At 42.2% G+C, this 20,536-nt stretch carries 21 protein-coding genes; 14 read left to right on the plus strand and 7 right to left on the minus strand.

Going from position 1 to position 20,536, the window contains the following annotated elements:
- Positions 1 to 134: 134 nt before the first annotated feature.
- Entirely contained in the window at positions 135 to 617 is a 483-nt protein-coding gene (greB, locus tag ACAY00_RS00670; RefSeq protein WP_371375841.1) for a transcription elongation factor GreB, read from the minus strand.
- A gap of 203 nt (positions 618 to 820) precedes the next feature.
- Here greB and ompR point away from each other — a divergent pair, with 203 nt between their 5' ends.
- The gene (gene ompR / locus ACAY00_RS00675; RefSeq protein ID WP_371375844.1) at positions 821 to 1,546 is read left to right on the plus strand and encodes a two-component system response regulator OmpR; all 726 of its coding nucleotides are present in this window, start codon (positions 821 to 823) and stop codon (positions 1,544 to 1,546) included.
- A gap of 8 nt (positions 1,547 to 1,554) precedes the next feature.
- On the plus strand, positions 1,555 to 2,847 hold the full coding sequence (envZ, locus tag ACAY00_RS00680) for a two-component system sensor histidine kinase EnvZ (RefSeq protein WP_371379475.1): 1,293 nt from the start codon (positions 1,555 to 1,557) through the stop codon (positions 2,845 to 2,847).
- Positions 2,848 to 2,866: 19 nt separating this feature from the next.
- Here the strand turns inward: envZ and ACAY00_RS00685 are convergent, their stop codons facing one another.
- The 4 genes from ACAY00_RS00685 to hslR form a co-directional block, all read right to left on the minus strand.
- A complete protein-coding gene (locus ACAY00_RS00685) occupies positions 2,867 to 3,208 on the minus strand; it encodes a hypothetical protein (protein WP_371375847.1) in 342 nt (113 codons plus the stop codon).
- Positions 3,209 to 3,478: 270 nt separating this feature from the next.
- Positions 3,479 to 5,104 carry a phosphoenolpyruvate carboxykinase (ATP) gene (gene pckA / locus ACAY00_RS00690; RefSeq protein ID WP_371375849.1) on the minus strand — a complete coding sequence of 542 codons (1,626 nt, stop codon included), beginning with the start codon at positions 5,102 to 5,104 and terminating at the stop codon, positions 3,479 to 3,481.
- A 741-nt stretch (positions 5,105 to 5,845) separates the two neighbouring features.
- The gene (gene hslO / locus ACAY00_RS00695; RefSeq protein ID WP_371375852.1) at positions 5,846 to 6,712 is read right to left on the minus strand and encodes an Hsp33 family molecular chaperone HslO; all 867 of its coding nucleotides are present in this window, start codon (positions 6,710 to 6,712) and stop codon (positions 5,846 to 5,848) included.
- Between the two features lies 1 nt (position 6,713).
- Positions 6,714 to 7,127: a ribosome-associated heat shock protein Hsp15 gene (gene hslR, locus ACAY00_RS00700; protein ID WP_371375854.1), complete on the minus strand. Its 414-nt coding sequence runs from the start codon at positions 7,125 to 7,127 to the stop codon at positions 6,714 to 6,716.
- 172 nt (positions 7,128 to 7,299) lie between these two features.
- Here hslR and gspC point away from each other — a divergent pair, with 172 nt between their 5' ends.
- From gspC to ACAY00_RS00760, 12 genes are read left to right on the plus strand one after another with little or no spacing between them, the layout of a single operon-like run.
- Complete coding sequence (gene gspC / locus ACAY00_RS00705; RefSeq protein ID WP_371375858.1) at positions 7,300 to 8,256, plus strand: type II secretion system protein GspC; 957 nt, start codon at positions 7,300 to 7,302, stop codon at positions 8,254 to 8,256.
- A 20-nt stretch (positions 8,257 to 8,276) separates the two neighbouring features.
- On the plus strand, positions 8,277 to 10,391 hold the full coding sequence (gene gspD / locus ACAY00_RS00710) for a type II secretion system secretin GspD (RefSeq protein ID WP_371375861.1): 2,115 nt from the start codon (positions 8,277 to 8,279) through the stop codon (positions 10,389 to 10,391).
- 6 nt (positions 10,392 to 10,397) lie between these two features.
- A complete protein-coding gene (gene gspE / locus ACAY00_RS00715; protein WP_371375863.1) occupies positions 10,398 to 11,978 on the plus strand; it encodes a type II secretion system ATPase GspE in 1,581 nt (526 codons plus the stop codon).
- Positions 11,979 to 11,981: 3 nt separating this feature from the next.
- Positions 11,982 to 13,196, plus strand: a complete 1,215-nt coding sequence (gene gspF, locus ACAY00_RS00720; RefSeq protein ID WP_371375865.1) for a type II secretion system inner membrane protein GspF — start codon at positions 11,982 to 11,984, stop codon at positions 13,194 to 13,196.
- Positions 13,197 to 13,205: 9 nt separating this feature from the next.
- Entirely contained in the window at positions 13,206 to 13,670 is a 465-nt protein-coding gene (gene gspG, locus ACAY00_RS00725; RefSeq protein WP_371375868.1) for a type II secretion system major pseudopilin GspG, read from the plus strand.
- Between the two features lie 51 nt (positions 13,671 to 13,721).
- Positions 13,722 to 14,297, plus strand: a complete 576-nt coding sequence (locus tag ACAY00_RS00730; protein WP_371375870.1) for a prepilin-type N-terminal cleavage/methylation domain-containing protein — start codon at positions 13,722 to 13,724, stop codon at positions 14,295 to 14,297.
- Positions 14,287 to 14,667, plus strand: coding sequence for a type II secretion system minor pseudopilin GspI (gene gspI, locus ACAY00_RS00735; protein WP_371375873.1), 381 nt, complete (start codon positions 14,287 to 14,289; stop codon positions 14,665 to 14,667). The genes ACAY00_RS00730 and gspI overlap by 11 nt, the downstream gene beginning before the upstream one ends.
- A complete protein-coding gene (gene gspJ / locus ACAY00_RS00740; protein WP_371375876.1) occupies positions 14,667 to 15,284 on the plus strand; it encodes a type II secretion system minor pseudopilin GspJ in 618 nt (205 codons plus the stop codon). The genes gspI and gspJ overlap by 1 nt, the downstream gene beginning before the upstream one ends.
- Positions 15,277 to 16,368 (plus strand): type II secretion system minor pseudopilin GspK, encoded by a 1,092-nt coding sequence (gene gspK / locus ACAY00_RS00745; protein ID WP_371375878.1) that lies wholly within the window; start codon positions 15,277 to 15,279, stop codon positions 16,366 to 16,368. Before gspJ ends, gspK begins: the two co-directional genes overlap by 8 nt.
- Positions 16,368 to 17,591, plus strand: a complete 1,224-nt coding sequence (gene gspL, locus ACAY00_RS00750; RefSeq protein ID WP_371375881.1) for a type II secretion system protein GspL — start codon at positions 16,368 to 16,370, stop codon at positions 17,589 to 17,591. Before gspK ends, gspL begins: the two co-directional genes overlap by 1 nt.
- On the plus strand, positions 17,591 to 18,061 hold the full coding sequence (gene gspM, locus ACAY00_RS00755) for a type II secretion system protein GspM (RefSeq protein WP_371375884.1): 471 nt from the start codon (positions 17,591 to 17,593) through the stop codon (positions 18,059 to 18,061). Before gspL ends, gspM begins: the two co-directional genes overlap by 1 nt.
- The gene (locus tag ACAY00_RS00760) at positions 18,058 to 18,807 is read left to right on the plus strand and encodes a type II secretion system protein N (protein WP_371375886.1); all 750 of its coding nucleotides are present in this window, start codon (positions 18,058 to 18,060) and stop codon (positions 18,805 to 18,807) included. The genes gspM and ACAY00_RS00760 overlap by 4 nt, the downstream gene beginning before the upstream one ends.
- A 113-nt stretch (positions 18,808 to 18,920) precedes the next feature.
- On the opposite strand, the gene ACAY00_RS00765 is transcribed toward ACAY00_RS00760, so the two are convergent.
- A complete protein-coding gene (locus ACAY00_RS00765; RefSeq protein WP_371375888.1) occupies positions 18,921 to 19,619 on the minus strand; it encodes a glycerophosphodiester phosphodiesterase in 699 nt (232 codons plus the stop codon).
- 2 nt (positions 19,620 to 19,621) lie between these two features.
- Complete coding sequence (asd, locus tag ACAY00_RS00770) at positions 19,622 to 20,524, minus strand: archaetidylserine decarboxylase (protein ID WP_371375891.1); 903 nt, start codon at positions 20,522 to 20,524, stop codon at positions 19,622 to 19,624.
- Positions 20,525 to 20,536: the final 12 nt, after the last annotated feature.

A 20,536-nucleotide genomic window follows, 5' to 3' on the forward strand; every position in this document is an offset into this window, starting at 1 on the left:
AACTCAGGCTGCACGATGAAATATATGGTATTCTGGCCATGTCCTAACAAACTGTAAGGTGTTGTTTGTTGTTACTATGTAAGCCTGAACTTTACGGGCTATTTTAACGCATACCGAGATGCATAAACAAAGGTTTATTGATTTTCTTGCTGATAACTGATGCTGTTTATGTACCAAACTTTTTCGCCTTCAGGGCTAAGTACAACGGCTTCATCATCAACTTGCTTTTTAAGTAAAGCTCTGGCCATCGGCGAGTCGATGGAGATGTAATCTTTACGGCCAAAAATTTCATCGTAACCAACAATTCGAAAGCGCAAAACCTGGCCTGCTTCACTTTCTACTTCAACCCATGCACCAAAGAACACTTTACCTTCTTGTACTGGTGAATAATCGACAATTCGTAAGTTTTCTAAAGACTTTGTTAAGTACCGAACTCTTCTGTCAATTTCTCTGAGCTTTTTTTTGTTGTATTGATAATCGGCATTTTCGGAACGATCACCAAGGCTGGCTGCCCAAGCAACTTTTTTCGTGATTTCAGGGCGTTCTACACGCCACAACTCATCAAGTTCTTGCTTTAATTTATTATATCCCTCACGGGTAATGATTTGTGTACGCATATCTTTCTCTTTCCTGTTATGCAAGCTAAGTATATTAGTCTATCGCTCGCAGAAACTGAATTCGAAATCAGACAAATAAACCATCAAAGCGTCCTTGCAACAACTTGTAACAAAGTGGTGCTAAAAAATTTACATATAAATTTTTGAAAACTAACCGTATTAGCTTATAGTGCTAACTATTAAAAAAGAAAGAAGATGGGATTATGGGACAGGAAACACCAAAAATTCTGGTTGTCGATGATGACATGCGTTTGCGTGCCTTATTGGAACGCTATTTGGTTGAGCAAGGCTTTGTGGTGCGAAGCGCCGCAAACTCGGAGCAAATGGATCGCTTACTTGAGCGAGAGAATTTTCACTTATTGGTTTTAGACTTAATGTTACCAGGTGAAGATGGCTTGTCTATTTGTCGACGTTTACGACACGCAGAAAATGAAATTCCCATCATTATGTTGACGGCCAAAGGCGATGAAGTCGACCGCATTATTGGGCTTGAACTTGGGGCCGATGACTACATGCCCAAACCATTCAACCCTAGAGAATTATTGGCGCGAGTAAAAGCGGTGCTTAGACGTAAAACACAAGAAGCGCCAGGAGCACCTTCTTTAGAAGAAGAAGTTTATGAGTTTGGCAAGTTTAGCTTAAACTTAGCAACGCGAGAAATGCGCAACGGTGAACAATCTATTCCGCTTACCTCGGGTGAATTCGCGGTATTAAAAGCCTTAATAACCCACCCTCGAGAGCCTCTATCACGTGATAAGCTGATGAATTTGGCTCGTGGTCGTGATTATTCTGCACTAGAGCGCAGTATTGATGTGCAAGTGTCGCGCCTAAGACGGATGCTTGAACAAGACCCAGCTAACCCGCGCTATATTCAAACGGTTTGGGGTTTGGGGTATGTATTTGTACCCGATGGTAGTGCTGCTAGCTAACTTGTGTGATGAAGTTATTACCTAAGAGTGCATTTGGCCAAACGGTATTGCTTATTGGCTTTTTACTGTTAATCAATCAGGTTGTTTCCTATTTATCGGTGGCAGTATATGTGATCCAGCCCAGCCTGCAGCAAATAAATCAGCTGTTGGCAAAGCAGGTCAAAGTGGTGTTTATTGATGCCGGTAATGACTCTTTTAGCCCCAAATTGGCGAAAGCCTTTCATCAAGAAACCGGTATTGGTGTCTACCGTGAGCGCGATGCTTTAAGGCTTGGCTTAGCTGACGCCAGTCATTTTCCTTATTTATCGAAACAAATGTCTGAACTGCTTGACGGTGAAGCCGAAGTGAGAATATTTCAGGGTGAAGAGTATTTGTTCTGGATCAGACCTCCACAGGCACCAAATCTGTGGGTGAAAATTCCTCTAACCGGTTTCGAAGAATCAAACTTTTCGCCTCTCATCTTTTATTTAGTCCTTATTGGCGGCCTGAGCGTCGCGGGTGGTTGGCTATTTGTCCGACAACTTAATCGTCCGTTAAAGGCGCTTGAAAGAGCCGCTCATGATGTTGGGCGTGGTCAATTTCCAGACCCTTTAGCCGAGCATGGTTCAACAGAAGTGAAAGCTGTGACTCGTGCATTTAATCGAATGTCCTCGGGTATTAAACAACTAGAAGCGGACCGAAGTTTATTAATGGCGGGTATTTCTCATGATTTAAGAACCCCCCTTACGCGCATTCGGTTGGCCAGTGAAATGATGAGCGAAGATGAAGGCTACTTAAAAGAGGGTATTGAGAAGGACATCGATGATATGAATGCGATCATCGATCAGTTTATTGATTATATTCGTCATGAAATGATGGATAAATCTGAAGTCGCGGATTTAAATGCGCTTTTATCTGAGGTCGTGAAACAAGAGTCGATACCTAACATTCATATCAACGCCGAGTTAACCGGGGAAATTAAGATACCTATGGTCTATGCCGCCATGAAGCGAGTTATCGCAAATTTGATTCAAAATGCCCTAAAATACTCTGAACAAGATATTGAGGTTGTATCAGGCATCAATAAAGCCGACAAAAAAGCGTACTTTATGATCAGTGATAAGGGGCCAGGTATTGAGGCGCAACATATTGACAGGCTATTTCAACCTTTTACTCAAGGAGATATTGCCAGAGGTACTCAAGGCAGTGGCTTAGGGCTGGCCATCGTCAAACGCATTGTCGATGGTCATGGTGGAAAAGTAAGTCTTGAAAATAGGCCGTCAGGGGGATTAGTGGCGAAGGTCGAATTACCCTTAGCCTAATATAAATCCCGACGAGTACCTAAAATACCTGAGTATTTAAATAAACAGCAATATTATTGGCTAAAACCAGCGCCAGAATTACTTTTTTAGATAGGTTTCGAGATAAAGCACAAAACAACAAGGCCGAACCTAATTGCAACAATTTACCTATAAACACACCAACATACATACCAACTTCTAGCGCTAAAAAGCGTACCACGCCATTGCCTTCGGTGTGAATGCTCCCTTCGGTCATAAAATGAATGGTAGAAAGGTAATCAAAAATTGCCGTTAAGATTAATAACAGCCAAAAGATTGTGTGCTTTTGCAAGGTATAAAATAGATTTTCTCGCAGTGGAATATCTTGGTCTAATATGGTCATAGGGGCTTATCGTTACTATCACCAATCCTTGGTGCAAGGAAAAATTAAAAATCAAAGTTAACTTTGAATTTAGAGTACACAGCAAGAGAAACTGTCTTAAATTCATGAGTATGAAAAAGAAACAACTAAATCAAAATTAGTCAAAAAACCTTATATCGTCAAATTTTTTGCTTAAAAACCGTGGTGTTAAAAAACAAAAACCCACAATAAAGTGGGTTTATCGTAATAACAGGGGTTAACCTCTGTGCATGGCGCAGGTTAATCTGGTGATTATGCCGTTACCACATCAAGCTTTGGCCCAAAGTAAGACAACTTTTTACCTGCCTCAGTGTCGGTAAATTTATTGAAATTATCAATAAATTTGCCGGCTAAACTTTCGGCCTTTTGCTCCCAAATATCAGCGTTTGGATAAGTGCTTCGAGGGTCCAATATTGCTGGATTTACATGCGCCAATGAATGTGGAATTTGTAAATTGAATATCGGTAAGGTGGTCGTATCCGCACGGTCAATTGAATCATCTAAAATAGCATCGATGATGGCACGGGTATCACTTATTGATATGCGTTTATTGCTACCGTTCCAACCTGTATTCACCAAATATGCTTTGGCGTTACTGGCTTGCATTCTTGCCAACAGTACTTTGGCGTATTGGGTAGGATGCAAGGTTAAAAATGCGGCGCCAAAACAGCTGGAAAACGTTGGCGTCGGCTCCGTTATACCACGCTCTGTACCTGCGAGCTTTGAGGTATATCCAGACAAGAAATAATACTCAGTTTGCTCAGGAGTTAATGTTGCAACAGGGGGTAACACACCAAATGCATCGGCGGTCAAAAAGATAACTTTATTGGCATGGCCTGCCCTTGATATTGGTTTAACGATGTTATCAATGTGGTAAATCGGATAAGAAACCCGGGTATTCTCAGTTTTTTTACTGTCGGCAAAATCAATGTTGCCCTCATCATCAACCACCACATTCTCTAGCAAAGCATCCTGGCGAATCGCATTATATATGTCTGGTTCACTCTCTTGGCTCAGGTTGATTGTTTTAGCATAGCAACCGCCTTCAAAATTGAAGACACCATTATCATCCCAGCCATGTTCATCGTCACCAATTAATTGCCGTTTGGGATCGGTAGAAAGGGTTGTTTTACCCGTTCCAGATAAACCAAAAAATATTGCCGTATGCCCGTCTTCACCGACATTCGCACTGCAATGCATTGAGGCAATTCCTTTAAGTGGTAATAGATAATTCATCACCGAGAACATGCCTTTTTTCATTTCACCACCGTACCAAGTACCGCCAATGAGTTGAATTCGTTCGGTTAAATTAAAGGCGACAAAGTTTTCCGAGTTTAACCCTTGTTCCTGCCAATTTGGATTAGTGACCTTGGCGCCATTCATCACCACAAAATCGGGTTCGTAATCGACTAATTCTTCGTCGGTTGGGCGAATAAACATATTTTTCACAAAATGGGCTTGCCATGCGACTTCGGTAATAAAGCGAACTTTTAGTCGTGTGTCGTCATTCGCGCCACAAAAAGTATCCACCACAAACAAACGCTTTTCTGAAAGCTGGCCTGTAACCAGATCTTTTAATTGTTGCCAAGTTTCACTCGACATCGGTTTGTTATCATTCTTACCTTGATCAGACCACCACACGGTGTCTTTGGTTAACGAGTCTTTGACAATGTATTTGTCTTTTGGTGAACGCCCAGTAAATATACCCGTATCGACAGCGACAGCTCCGGTATTGGTTATTTTTCCACGTTCATAGTCTGTTAGGTTTTCTTTAGTTTCTTCTTTAAAAAGAACATCATAAGGTGGGTTGTGAATGATTTCTTGCGATGTTTTGATCCCGTAACGTGTTAAATCAATGTTTTTTGGCGTTGTCGTCATGACCTGCTCCTAGGTATTAGAGTAATAATTCTAGAATCTCTTGTTGTGAGTCGAATGGTAGCTAATATAAATTTCAATTGAAAGTGATTTGCACGATTTTATGAAAGTTTTTTTGGAAACTTTCATTTGCGGTTACTAAATGAGTGTTGTGAGAGCGAACTAGCTATTTAAGGACATAGCGAGATGTTGGGAAAAATAATGTGTCTGTTAACGGTTGATTTTGATCTAAATTTTCAGCCTAACTTTCATTGTTTTGTTCTACCTAATGATCTATCGCGTCAATGTTTGTCATTCTACTTGTGCTCATTCTATTTAATCATCAAGGAGATATTCATCTAATGCCAATCACCTAAGGGTAGATTTACTTAGCGATAATATAGAGCTGAGTAAATGCATTGACTGCAGAGTATAGTTAACCCCTTTATCAATTCAATAAAGCAACATAAAAGCCCTTAAAATTAGCGCTTTATGGATTTATTAGAAGGACGTTATCTGCGCTAAGTTTTATGAGCATAAAGACGCTTGGCAAAAGAAAGAGATCAGGTTTAGTGAATCTGGGGTAACACTCTATGCTGGATGTTGGGCAAAACTTGAATGCGTTTGGTTTTAGGTGGACGCAATGGTAACTAAGAAAGATGAGTCAAAGTCTGAGCCGACATTACACTAATGCCCTCTAGCCACTAAATTCACCTGAGATAAGCTAGACTACTAGGGTGAATTTAGTGGTGAGCAAGAAGGTCATTAATGTTGAGCTTTGGGCTCAATCAAAGGCGCTAATTTTTCTTTATCAAATTGGTAATTGGTATGGCAAAATTCACAGGTAATATTGATATGCTGATGTTGTTGTAAATGCTCAACAATCGCATCACTGCCCATATTTGCAATAGCCGACAAGCATTTATCTTCAGAACAACCACAGACAAAGGACACGGATTGTGGATCAAACAGTCGCACCTTTTCCTGATGGTATAATCGATAAAGCAATTCTTGCGCGTCGAGTTCATATAGCTCTTTTGCTTTTATCGTCGCGGTGAGTTGGCTGATATGTTGAAAATCATCAAGTTGTTTTTGCTTGTCGTCAGAATCGGGAATAATTTGTAATAAACTGCCACCCGCGACGCGTTTTTCAGCATCGGCGAATAGCCAAATTTTAGTTTCTAATTGCTCTGATGTTGCGAAGTAATGTTCTAGGCATTCACTTAAGGTCTCGCCCTCTAGTGCAACAACGCCTTGGTATCTTTCACCTTGTTCAGGGGTGATGGTGATCACCATGGTGCCTTTGCCAAAAAGATCTGAAATAGAGCTACCCGTGATATGCTGCTGTAAGCTTGCAATACCGCGCATTTGTTGCTTATGATTACCATTAATCACCGCGTATTTTACCGCTTTGTCGCCTTGCAATTGTACTGAGATTTCACCTTCAAACTTTAGCATCGCGGTCAATAAACACGTTGCTGCCATCAACTCTCCCAATAATGCTTTTATGGGGTCTGGGTATTGATGATTTTCAATGATTTCTTTAAAACTTTCATCCAGTTGTACAAGCTCACCTCGTACGTGTAAATCTTCAAAAAGGTAGCGATTCAATATATCTGATGGAGTAGCCACATTATGTCCTTTCTTTAAACTGTCGGATTTGACGGCGTTGTTTTTTATCGGGTTTGGTATCACTGGCCGGACTCAATAATATGCCTTGTCGTCTGGCCTGAGTATTATCTTCCCGGGTCTTAATACTGCTTTCAGTTTCCTGATATAACGTTTGTGCGAATGTTGCATCTTTGCGTCTATCGGCTAAAGCGATAATGATAACTTCTTTGTCATCAAAGCCTTGGCGAACTCGAATTTTATCGCCCAATGCAACAATCTTGCTAGATTTCGTTCTTTGTCCATTATAAAACACTTTACCGCCTTCTATCATTTGTTTTGCGATAGCGCGGGTCTTATAAAAACGTGCTGCCCAAAGCCATTTATCAATACGAACAGCATCGTTGGACTCAGAACTTTTATGGTTTCGTTTTGTCATAATTTTTAAGAGCCTCTTTGAGCGCGAAATTAACATAACCGCTTGTTTTTTACCAGTTTGGGTTACAGAATCGACAAAATTGAATTAAAAATATGCACTAGGTCTTGTTGCTATCCTTTCGCTCAAGTATCATCAGAGGGATATACTTATTATAACTAGTTAAAAAAACAGTATGGATTTTACTTCAGTTTCAGCGAGATTTCAGTTTTTAGCAGGGGGGGCTTTTCAACAGCGCTTAACCCAAACCCTATTCGTTGGAATTCTTGTGTACATCGCTTACATGCTAGCGACCCTGACTTGGTCGATGTTTTCTTCTCATTCTGCCACCCCTCCTATGATCGAGGTATCATCTAATCAATCTTTGGTTAGTAAACGAGATAGTATTCAACTCGAGGAAGTAAAAAAATTACACTTATTCGGTGAATTCAACGCAAAAGTTATTGCGCCTAAAGTTACCCCAAAAGTGACATCTGCGCCGCAAACTAAATTACGCTTAACCTTAACCGGTTTAGTTGCATCAAATGATGATAAGGTCGCTGCTGCGATTATCGAATCGCAAGGTAAACAAGAAACCTATGGTATTGATGATAAAATCGCGGGTACCCGAGCGGTATTAAAAAAAGTGTATTCAGATCGGGTTATCATCAGCAGTTCTGGTCGCATGGAAACCTTGATGTTAGATGGATTTGAATACACCCAAGACGTACCTGAGGTTACTGATAATAAGCCCTCTAATGGTGTTAAGGGATCTCAGCTTAAATCTCGTTTTAGCCGTCAGCAGGAACTCGAAAATACCGGTCCTAAGCTACAAAACTTAAGAGAAAAGGTCGCTAATATACGAGCAGATATTTTGCAAAATCCTGCTAAATTAACAGATTACATAAGAATTTCACCCCAGAGAAAAGAAGGGAAAGTCGTGGGTTATCGATTAATGCCAAATCGAGATCCTGAATTTTTTAATGAAGTTGGACTTAAATCAGGCGATGTTGCATTGCAAATTAATGGTCGCGATCTCAGTGATATGCGCCAAGCCCAGCAGGCATTAATGGAATTAAGAAAAGCTGAACAGGTCGATTTACTTGTCGACCGTAACGGCGAACAACACAGTGTATCACTAAGATTAAAATAATGAATATTTTGGAGAGTTTCATGCGCCTTCACTTTCGCGCAACAGCAATAAAAAGATGGTTAGTTAACATCACTGTTATTTTAGGGATGTGTTTTAGTGTTTCAGTTGTAGCCCAATCTGATGCGCAATACTCACCTAATTTCAAAGGCACAGATATTACCGAATTCATTAATATCGTCGGTAAAAACCTGCAAAAGACCATCATTATCGATCCTAAAGTTCGAGGCAAGATTAACGTTCGCAGTTACGACTTATTGACCGAACGACAGTATTATCAATTCTTCCTCAATGTACTTGAAGTTTATGGTTACGCTGTCGTTAAGATGGAAAATAATATCATTAAGGTTATTCCAGACAAGGACGCGAAAAGCTCATCAATACCGGTTGTTGCTGATGATGACTCCGCCATTGGAGATGAAATGGTAACGCGAGTTGTTGAAGTTAAGAATGTTTCCGTACGAGAATTATCCCCGTTGTTACGACAATTGAGTGACCAAGCGGGGGGCGGTAATGTGGTGCATTATGAGCCGTCGAATGTGATCATGTTAACCGGCACCGCATCGGTTGTTAATCGTTTGGTTAACATTATTACTCGCGTTGATCGCGCTGGCGATCAAGATGTACAAATTGTTAAGCTAGAACACGCATCAGCAAGTGAAATGGTACGTATTATTGAAAACATCAATAAGCCAGCCAGCGGTAAATCCGATACCCCTGCTTTTCTTATCCCTAAAATTGTCGCCGACGATCGCACCAACTCTGTGATCATCAGTGGTGAAGGCCAAGCTCGTGATCGCATTGTGCGCTTGATTAATCGCTTAGACAGTGAATTAGAGAGCTCAGGCAATACCCGTGTTTATTACCTTAAATATGCAAAAGCCAGTGATTTGGTCACGGTTATGCAAAAGGTAAGCGATAGCATGCAGCAAAATTCTAACCCTTCTAGTTCTACTTCTGTAGCGCAAGCAAGGAACAGTTCATCAAAGCGTAACGTCAGCATTGAAGCCCATGAAGATACCAATGCTTTGGTTATTACCGCAGAACCCGACATGTTACGTTCTTTAGAGTCCGTTATTCGCCAATTGGATGTTCGTCGTGCCCAGGTTCATGTTGAAGCCATTATTGTTGAAGTATTTGAAAGTGACGGCGCTCAGCTAGGAGTGCAGTGGTACCACGAAGAAGGTGGCTTTACCCAATATACCAATGGTGTTGTGCCAATTAGTGGGGTGGCCGCAGGACTTGAAGCCGCCGAAGGGGAGACCGGTACCACGGTAACAACCCTTGATGGTAACGGTAATCCAGTGACCACCAAAAACCCAGATACCGACGGTGATTTTTCCATCTTGGCGCAATTGCTAGGTAGTGTTAATGGAATGATGTTTGGTGTCGTCAATGACAACTGGGGCGCCATTGTGCAAGCCGTTAGCTCTGACACCAATTCAAATATCTTGGCGACGCCAAGTATCACCACCTTAGATAATGAAGAAGCTTACTTTATTGTGGGCCAAGAAATACCGATTATTACAGGCTCGGCCACCGGCAGTAATAACTCGAACCCTTTTCAAACCGTTGATCGTAAAGAAGTGGGGATTAAACTAAAAGTTACCCCGCAGGTAAACGAAGGCAGTGGAGTGCAATTAACCATTGAGCAAGAAGTATCGAGTGTCAGTGGTGCAACCGGCGTTGATGTGGCGATCAATAAGCGTGAAATCAAAACCGTGGTGATGGCCGATCATGGCTCTACCATTATTTTAGGCGGATTGATTGACGAAGATGTGCAAGAAAGTACGCAGAAAATACCTTTATTAGGCGATATTCCTGTACTTGGTGCTCTGTTTCGTTCCACCGGGAGTAACACCCGTAAACGTAACTTAATGGTGTTTATTAAACCGTCTATTATTCGTGATGGTGAATTACTCAATTCAATTTCACGTGAAAAATACAATTACATTCGAGCCGATGAGTTACGTAAGCAAGAAGAAGGTCTATCGTTAATGGACGATGCTAAATTGCCGTTACTGCCAGAGTGGGGGGGTAACTTAGAGCTACCGCCAACATTTGAAAGTTACATGGAAAATAAAGACCAAGACGGTGCAACAGGCACATCTGAGCTGCCACCGACAGGTCAACAGTAGGGTAGGATGATGAATAACTCGGCTTCGTTACCTACAGACGCTGTTGATAACAACAGCGAGATCGAATTATCTACTTCTGATATGCAGTCGCCATTGCCTGAACAAGCAATCAATGTTGAGGGTTTTCGCTCTTTGCCGTTTGGTTTTGCTAATCGGCATAATGTCTTGCTGATTCAAGATGAAAATCAAAACATTGTGTTGCATTGTACGGATGCCGCGAGCGTCGATGCCATTTTAGAAGTTCGACGCTTTACCGGCCGAGGTTTTGACATTGTTACGCATTCTCAAGAAACCTTTGAGCGCTTGCTGACCGAAGCCTATCAACGGGATTCATCGGAAGCCAAACAAATGATGGAAGATATTGGCAATGAGGCCAATTTGTATTCCTTAGCCGATGAAATCACCGAAGCAGAAGATTTACTTGAAAATGAAGATGATGCACCAATCATTAAATTGATCAATGCGATGTTAAGTGAAGCCATTAAAGAAAATGCTTCCGATATTCACATTGAAACCTTTGAAAAAGTGCTTAAAATTCGATTTCGAGTCGATGGTGTCTTGCGTGAAGTGTTAAAGCCTAATCGTAAATTGGCTTCAATGTTGGTATCGCGAATCAAGGTTATGGCAAAACTTGATATCGCCGAAAAACGGATCCCACAAGATGGTCGTATTTCACTTCGAATTGGTGGTCGAGCGGTAGATGTTCGAGTCTCAACCATGCCATCAAGTCATGGCGAGCGTGTGGTTTTACGTTTATTAGATAAAAATGCTGCTCGTTTGAATTTACAAGACTTAGGGATGACTGACGCAGCAAGAGAATCATTTACCGATGTGATCAGCAAACCACATGGGATTATTTTGGTGACCGGACCAACGGGCTCGGGTAAGAGTACCACCTTATATGCAGGCTTAACGCAAATTGATTCGAATAAGCGCAATATTTTAACGGTTGAAGACCCGATTGAATTTGCCATTGAAGGCATCGGCCAAACGCAGGTGAACACCAAAGTCGATATGACTTTTGCCCGAGGTTTAAGAGCCATATTACGTCAAGATCCCGACGTGGTGATGGTCGGTGAGATCCGTGATATTGAAACCGCGCAAATTGCGGTACAAGCAAGTTTGACCGGTCACTTGGTATTATCAACTCTGCATACCAATACCGCTGCTGGTGCGATCACCCGTTTAGAAGAGATGGGGATTGAACCTTTCTTATTGTCATCGAGTTTGCTTGGCGTATTAGCACAGCGCTTGGTTCGTACCTTATGTCCAGTTTGTAAAGAGGCGCATCACCCCAGTGAAGAAGAAATGCAGTTGCTTGGTATAAGCGATGGTAATGCATTAATTTATCGCTCCATTGGTTGTTCCGAATGTAACTTTACCGGTTATCGTGGCCGCACGGGGATCCATGAGTTATTGGTTGTCAATGACGATATTCGTGAGATGATCCATACCGGCAAAGGTGAGCAAGCGATTGAAAAGTACGTGCGCAGTAAAACTTCAAGTATTCGTACCGATGGTTTTAATAAAGTGTTGGCCGGTCTAACAACTTTAGAAGAAGTATTACGCGTAACCCGGGAAGGTTAATCGATGGCAGCATTTGATTATCAGGCCGTTGACGCCAAAGGCAAAACCAAAAAAGGTGTTATTGAAGGGGATACCGCTCGTCAAGTTCGTAGTTTGCTCCGTGAACAGGGCTTGATCCCCATTGAAGTGACTGCCAGTTTAAACAAAGCCAAAGAACAGTCCACAGGATCTCGCTTTGGTGGTAAACGCATATCGACAACGGAGCTGGCGTTAATTACCCGTCAATTAGCTACGTTGGTGGAGTCGGGCTTACCGTTAGAAGAGGCGCTACTGGCTGTGGCCGAGCAGTGTGAAAAAGATAAACTAAAAAGTATCATCATGTCGGTGCGCTCTAAAGTAACGGAAGGTTTCACTTTAGCCGAGTCGATGGCAGAATTTCCGGCCATTTTTGAAAACTTATATCGAGCGATGGTGGCTGCGGGTGAAAAGTCAGGTCACTTAGATAATGTGTTAAATCGCTTGGCAGACTATACCGAGCAACGTCAACATATGCGTTCCCAGCTTATTCAAGCATTAGTTTACCCCATTATTATGACCGTGATTGCGGTTAGCGTTATTATTGTTTTGTTGGTGGCCGTTGTGCCTGAAATTGTTGGTCAGTTTGAACACATGAACCAGCAACTTCCGGCGACCACAACGTTTTTAATCGCGGTCAGTGAATTTTTACAATCTTACGCTTTGTGGATTGTATTATTAATTGTTTTGGCCATTGTGGCGTTTAAGCAAATGATGAAAAAACCAGGCTTTCGTTTGCAAGTTCATGCCAAAACTTTATTTTTACCGATCATTGGCAAAGTCGCTCGTGGCATCAATACCGCTCGGTTTGCGCGAACGTTAAGCATTTGTACAGCCAGTGCCGTGCCATTATTAGAGAGCATGAAGATTGCCGGAGAGGTACTCACCAACGAGCATATAAAAGCTCGGGTAAAAGAAGCCGCCGACAAAGTGCGCGAAGGTACCAGTTTGCAGTCGTCATTGAAACAAACCAAGTTATTTCCCCCAATGATGTTACACATGATTGCCAGTGGTGAAAAAAGTGGCGAGTTAGAACAAATGTTAGAACGAGCGGCGGATAATCAGGATCGTGAATTTGAAGCCATCGTTAGTATCTCATTAAAAGTCTTTGAACCGGCTCTCATGGTATCGATGGCGGGTGTGGTACTATTTATAGTAATGGCAATTATTCAGCCAATACTGCAGTTAAATACATTAATATAGGAATTAAATATGAATCGTAAACAATTTAAGGCATCCAAGGGTTTTACCTTGTTAGAAGTCATGGTCGTTATTGTTATCTTAGGTATTTTGGGCAGTATGGTCGTTCCTAATTTAATTGGTAACCTAGACAAAGCCAATATTCAAAAAGCCATCTCTGATGTCTCGGCCTTAGAAGGGGCGATGATTCGTTATAAAACCGACAATTATCAATTCCCAACGACCGATCAAGGTCTAGAAGCCCTGGTAGAAGAAACCGATATTGAACCCCTACCAAGGCGCTTTCTTGATGGTGGTTATATTAACCGACTACCCGAAGACCCATGGGGTAATGAATACATTCTTCTCAGTCCTGGTGAAATGGGTAAATTTGATATTTTTAGTGCTGGCGCCGATGGTGAACCAGGTACCGATGATGATATTGGTAACTGGAACCTAGAAGAGTGGCGCTCTGGTAAAAAACAAAGCGATTCTTAATGTTTCACTAGATGCTATTGAAGCAGTTGTCGCCTTTAAAGGAATAATTCGGTGCGAAGTATTAAGGGGTTTACCCTGCTTGAGGTATTGTTGGTATTGGTGATCATCGGCTTTATGGTGACTGCCCTGATCCCTGGGATCCGAGGAGTCGATATCGAAGATGAACTTGAGCAACATAGCCAGAAATTTTCCTCCGTATTTGTTCTTGCCAGCGAATATGCTCTGCTAAATAACCTAGAGTTAGGGCTTTATGTCAAAGACAATAGCTACCAGTTCTTAGGCTTTGATGGAGTACGCTGGGTACCCATTTCTGAACATAAATTCTTTCAACAAGTTCAATTTGAACCGCCCTTTAGCATTAAGCTGAGTTTGGATGAACTCGCGCTGGAAGACGAGCTCTCGCTTGATCAATCATTGTTTGAAGAAATCGAAACCGAAGAATCGTTTAAAGACGAAGAAGAATTCATTTATCCACAAGTCTATATTTTGTCCGCGGGGGAAATAACCCCGTTTACCTTAACCTTCACCTATGATGATGGCACCGATTTACCGATGAATTTTGATGTTACGGGGGAGTATTCTATACCCTTGGTAATAAAAGGACCTTGGTTTGACCATGAACGCTAGACAAATGAAAGGCTTCACTTTATTGGAAGTCATGCTGGCTTTGGCTATTTTTGCCCTAGCAGGCATGGCGTTAACTAAGTCGGTCAATTCAACTCTTATGGGAACCAATCATATCGAAGATGTGAGTATTGCTCAGTGGATAGCGGCGAATAAGTTGGTCGATGCTACTTTAGATCAAACTTGGCCACCAAAGAAAGCTTCTGGGCGGGTTGAAATGGCAAATCGAGAATGGTTTTTCCATAAAATTGTCAAAGAAACCGAGGATAAAAACCTACGGGCAATCACCATTGAAGTGCGATTTGATGAAAAAGATAAACACGAGATAACCTCGTTAGTCACTTATGTCAGTAATCCAAAGGCTAAAAGCTAATGAGAAATAAAGGCTTTACCTTACTGGAAGTATTAATAGCGGTTGCCCTATTTGCCATTATCTCACTGGCAAGCACGGCTATGCTGACCAACATTATAGAAAGCAGCGACGCCAATAAAATAAAAACCAGTCAAATAAATCAGCTACAACGAGCGTTTTTGGTGATGGAAAGAGACTTTTTGCAAATGACTCGTCGCACCATACGCCTAGAAGGTGAAGCACCACTTAAGAACTTTATTTACAGTTCAGAAACCAGTTTTGCCAGTGTTGAACAGGGCATTGGTTTCGTTCGAACGGGTTGGCGCAATCCTGCCTTATTATTACCCCGTAGTGATGTACAAGCGCTTGGATATCAACTAGAAGAACAGACGCTTAACAGAATCCATTATGTCTTTGCCGATCCGGTTGTTGGCGAAGAGCCAAAAGTTCGGCCCTTGCTCAATGGGGTCAAAAGCTTGGCTTTTGAATATTATTATGCCAACAAGTGGCAAGAAAATTTGCCTACCAGTGATTTACCCGAAGCAATCGCAGTGGAAATAGAGTTGGAAGAGTACGGCTTGATTCGTCGCCAATTTTTGTTGCCTAGCACAATGTCGAGTACCGAAAACAATGATTAGAGCCGCGCAAAAAGGGGTAGCGTTAATTACTGTGTTGCTTGTGGTTGCACTGGCGGTTGTTTTTGCGACCAAAATGAATTCTGCCTTATTGTTGCAATTGCAACGGGTCGAAAACATAAACTCAAACCAGCAAGCCTATTGGTATGCGATGGGGGCTGAAGCGTTTGCGAAAACAGTATTAACCCTTTCTTTTCAAGATAGCAGCGACAAGAATGTGACGCACTTAGGGCAAATTTGGGCGTCAGGGCAAAGTAGCTTTCCAGTTGACCTTGGTGAGATCAGTGGCGAAATATCCGACTTACAATCTTGTCTTAACTTAAACGCTTTGGTGCAATCAGAACAAACCAAAGCCGAATCGTATTCAACGGGCAGTGGTAACAGCCAGACCAATGCAGACGACAAGGCTAGCGATACGGGCGATGAAAGCAGCCAAACTAATAACGAACAAAGTGGTGAAAAAAACCTCCCTAAAATGGCCTTAAAAGAGCTTATCATTTTACTTGAGGTCGAAGGCATCACCAGTTTTGAAGCCGAGTCCATGGCGGATTCATTATATGACTGGCTTGACGGTGACAGTATTATTTCTGGTTCGGGTGGGGCTGAAGATAACGACTATGCCGCCAAATTACACCCCTATCTGGCAGCCAACAGTAAATTGGCCAGTGTGGGCGAATTACGCGTCATTGAGCATTTTACCCCAGCTGTGATAAACGCATTAAAAGACTATGTTTGTGTGCTCCCTAATTCGGATATACACAAAATAAACATCAATACCATCGACCCAGAAAAGCCCATCTTATTGCAGGCTTTATTAGGTGGTATAGACAAATCACAGGCGCAAGATATACTGTCTGAACGCGGCGACAGCGGATTTGAAAAAATCGAGGATTTTTATAGTCTTACGCAAGTTAAAGAGATTAAAGATTTTAATCAATTTCGTCAGCAGTTTGTGGTCGACAGTGAGTACTTTAAGCTGAAAACAACAACATCATTTAACAACAGTTTTTTCAGTATGAGTTCAGTGATGAAAATTAATACCGATCAAAGCATCAGCGTCATCAATCGCAGTATTGGAGCAGATTAATGAAAGAAACCCTCTATATCCGTATTTCAAGTCAGGAACAAGGGCCTATTCAATGGCTTATTGAACAACCTGGCAATGAGGATGAAATTGCTAGCGGTCGCTTAAGCTCTTGCTTTGAGCTTGGTGAATTAACCGAAAAAGCCTACAATCGAGACGTTGTTGTACTGGTCAATGGCGCTGATGTACATGTAACCGCACTACCTGTTCCTGGCAAATCAGACCGGGCGATTAAAAGCGCCGCACCTTTTATGATTGAAGACAATATCGCCCAAGATGTTGAAGAGTTGTATTTTGCTTTTAGCAACAAGCCAAAAGGCTATCAGGGGGATGCCAATTGCTTTTTAGCTTATGTTCAAGAGCACCAAATGCACACGTGGTTGGGCTGGTTCGCCAAGGCCAATATTGCAATTAAACAAATGCTACCCGATGTTTTAGCTATGCCGGTGATTGATGGTGCTTGGACGGCGATTGAAATTGATGGCCAATGGCTACTGGCAAAATCGGTTTGGGATGGTGCGGTAATAGATAGCAATTTTGCGCCGGTGGTCTTACAAAAAGCCTGTCAGGAGAATAAAACACCATGCCAAATTCACCTATACAGTGAGTTTTCAGGCGATATTGACAACATCGAGTTTACGTTAGAAGAGCCTGAGTTACCCATGTTGTTATTGGCAAGGGGGGCTGCTAAGCAATCATTTAATTTATTGCAGGGGGCGTTTCAAATAAAAGAAAAGACATCACCACTGCGTAAGAATTGGTTGGCAGTCGCCTCGATAGCGATGCTTGCGCTGGTGCTTAATTTACTTCTTAAAGGTGTTGAAATTTGGCAACTAGAAGCCGAATATGATGCACTCTCAGCGCAAATTGAGCAAAATTACAAAGAGGTTTTTCCCGACACCAAACGGGTTCGATTAAATACCGTAAAACGCCAGTTATCGAATAAAATTTCCGAGCTTGGTGGTGGTAGTAGTGATACCGATTTGCTGGTGATGATTGACCGGATAAGGCCAGCTTTTATTGCCGTCCCCAGTTTGAAACCGGACTCATTACGTTTTGATGCTAAACGCAATGAGCTTAGACTCAATGTTCGAGGAAAAAACTATCAAAGTTTTGAAGCGTTTAAAGCGGAACTTATCAAAGCTGACTTAGACGTTGATGCGGGAGCCCAAAGTAATCAAGGCGATCAAGTTGTGGGTTCATTTAACATCAAAGGAAAATCATAATGCTAAAAGAAAAATGGCAGGCATTAAATCAACGAGAGAAATCTTTGGTGGCCATCATGGCGCTAGTGGTTACGATTTTTTTATTCGTCACCGTTATTTGGCAACCATTAAATGATAGTGTCGAAAGAAGTAAAGAGCGGGTTGAGAGGCAACAAAAACTGGCCGCATGGATGGCAACAAACCTACAACGCTACCAGGCCTTAAAACAACAAGGCGGGGTAACTTCAACGGGAAGTTTATCGAGCATTGTAAACCGTACAGCTCGAAGTCAAAATATCACCTTAGCCAGAATGCAACCACAAGGGGATGATTTGCAAGTGTGGATAGATGAGGTGCCTTTTGATAACTTGATCACGTGGCTTGATAGCTTAACAACCCGTGAAGGTTTGCACGTTGAGGCCATCGATATTGCACCAGCATCGGTTGCTGGTACGGTTAAAGTAAGACGATTACAGGTATCTAAAGGATGATTTCAGGTAAGAAACTCACTCTAATAGTGGTTATATTTGTCGTTGCCTATTTGGGGTTTGTTATTGCTCTGGCACCGATTAAAAATATATTAGGATTTGTAGAACTACCAAAACAGGTGGCCGTGGTGAACCCCAAAGGCAGCCTTTGGCATGGCCGGGCAGAAAGTATTTGGGTTGAACAGGTAGAACTGAAGAATGTACGCTGGACGGTGAATTTATTGTCTTTATTAACCTTTAACCCAAGTGTTGACATTGACTTTGGTAATCGCAGTAAGAGCCAACCAAACGGCAGCCTAACATTAAGAGGGTTAAGCTCTGATTTAACCGTTAGCGATGCGAACGTATCGGTAGCGGCAAACACCGCCTTGTCTTATTATCCGGTGCCATTTGAGTTGCAAGCTGATGGCGACTTACAGTTAAACATCGATAAGTTTGTTGTTGGTCAACCGATTTGTTCACACCTTGCAGGGCAATTAAGTTGGCCGCAAGCACGCGTTAGTGCAATGGATGAAAGCGTTGAATTGGGCCCATTAAAGGCTGATTTAACCTGCGAACAAGGCGAATTGCTGGTTACCATAGATATCAATAATAACCTTGGCCTAGAATTTAACGCACGGGTGGCAATGGATAAAATTAGCGGCCAAGGGTATTTAACTCCGGGGGCTAAGTTTCCGGCCGAAGTACGACCATTACTCAGCTTTATTGGGCGACCCGATAATCGTGGTCGTTATCGTTTGAAAATTTAATCACGTTTCACTCATAGGGATTGCAACAGCAATCCCTTTTCATTTTTACTTTATGATGGTTGAATTGCGATTGATAAGAGCAAGGGGCTATTGGCTATCGTGTTGGCTCGAGGTTATTTGGCGGCGAGTAAAATGGCTTTGGCTTGATCAGGATAATTTGCAAATACACCATCTACCTTAAGCTTGGCTAAATGGATAAGATCTTCCTGCCGATCGCAGGTATAGACATACACTTTTAGTCCACGCTGGTGAGCATCTTCGACAAATGCTTGGCTTATCACATCAAAATCGACATGCACACTGTAGGCATTAAGTGCGCTGGCAAAAGCGGCATAATCAATCGGACAGCTGGCGGTTAAGGCACCAATTTGGTAACTAGGGGCAAGTTGCTTTAGGTGTTTTATTAGGTGATGATCAAATGAGGAAACGATAAATTGTTGTTGGCTAAAGCCGTAATGGTTGATCGCATGCTGCATCGCTTGCAGGGTTAATTCAACGGTTCCTGCGGACTTTAATTCGATATTGACAGAGCATTGACCAGCAATCAGTTCGAGCGCTTCATTTAGGGTCGGAATTTGGCAGTTTTTACCGGCGTCGAGTAAACGTAACTGAGTAAAACTCATTTGACTTACTCGGCCATGACCGTTGGTGGTTTTATCAACCCAATGGTCATGAATAAGCACGAGTTGCCCATCACAAAGGTGAACATCAATTTCAATGGCGTCCACCTTCATGTGCAAAGCTTTTTTAATGGCTAAGAGCGTATTCTCTGGCTCGTAACCACTGGCTCCGCGATGGGCAAAAATGCGCACAATTAGTTCTCTGCAGGTGTTTCTGCTTTGGCTTGTGCTTTATCGATACGTTGCGCATACGGTTTGCCAAGGCGTGTCACAGTGCCGTTGTCATCGCCTTCAGTAAACTCAATGGTATCTTTAGGGAAACAACACACGGTCGTTGAACCTAACTTAAAGCGCCCCATCTCTTCGCCTTTTTTCAAATGAATCGCATGCTCACCGTCGCTTGGGTACTGCCAACGTTGGATCTGTTTGCCTTTAGACGGGGCAATAGTGCCAGCCCAAACGGTCTCAATACTGGCAACAATGGTCGCCCCAACAAGAACCATGGCCATAGGGCCTATTTCGGTATCAAAGATAGCCACAACACGCTCATTGCGAGAAAACAAGTTAGGCACATTGTTGGCTGTTAACGGGTTAACAGAAAATAAATCGCCTGGTACAAAAATCATTTCTCTTAACGTACCATCCATTGGCATATGAATACGATGATAGTCTTTAGGGGCTAAATAGATGGTTGAAAACTTACCTTGTTGAAAGGGCGCTGCGGTTTCTTCATTGCCACCAAGTAACGTGGTCAAAGAATAGTTAAAGCCTTTGGCTTGAATAACGCGGTCGTCTTCGATATCACCTTGTTGACTGATGGTACCATCAACAGGGAAACAAATTTCCATTGGATCTGGATTGATTTCACGGGCGCCGTCTTTCAGTTCGCGGGTGAAAAAGTCATTAAAAGTGGCAAAATCTTCTGGGTTTTGCCATTTCGCTTCACTCATATCAATGCCGTATGCTTTGATAAATCGTTTAATAGCAAAGTGAGTCAACCAGCCGGCTTTTGATTTTGCAAATAAGCCAACAAGGCGAGACAAACCATGTTTAGGCATGGCGTATTGTAGAGCTATTTTCATATTATCTAGTGACACTAGAACTTCCTT

Source organism: Thalassotalea sp. 273M-4 (genome assembly GCF_041410465.1).
Classification (GTDB): Bacteria; Pseudomonadota; Gammaproteobacteria; order Enterobacterales; family Alteromonadaceae; genus Thalassotalea_A; species Thalassotalea_A aquiviva.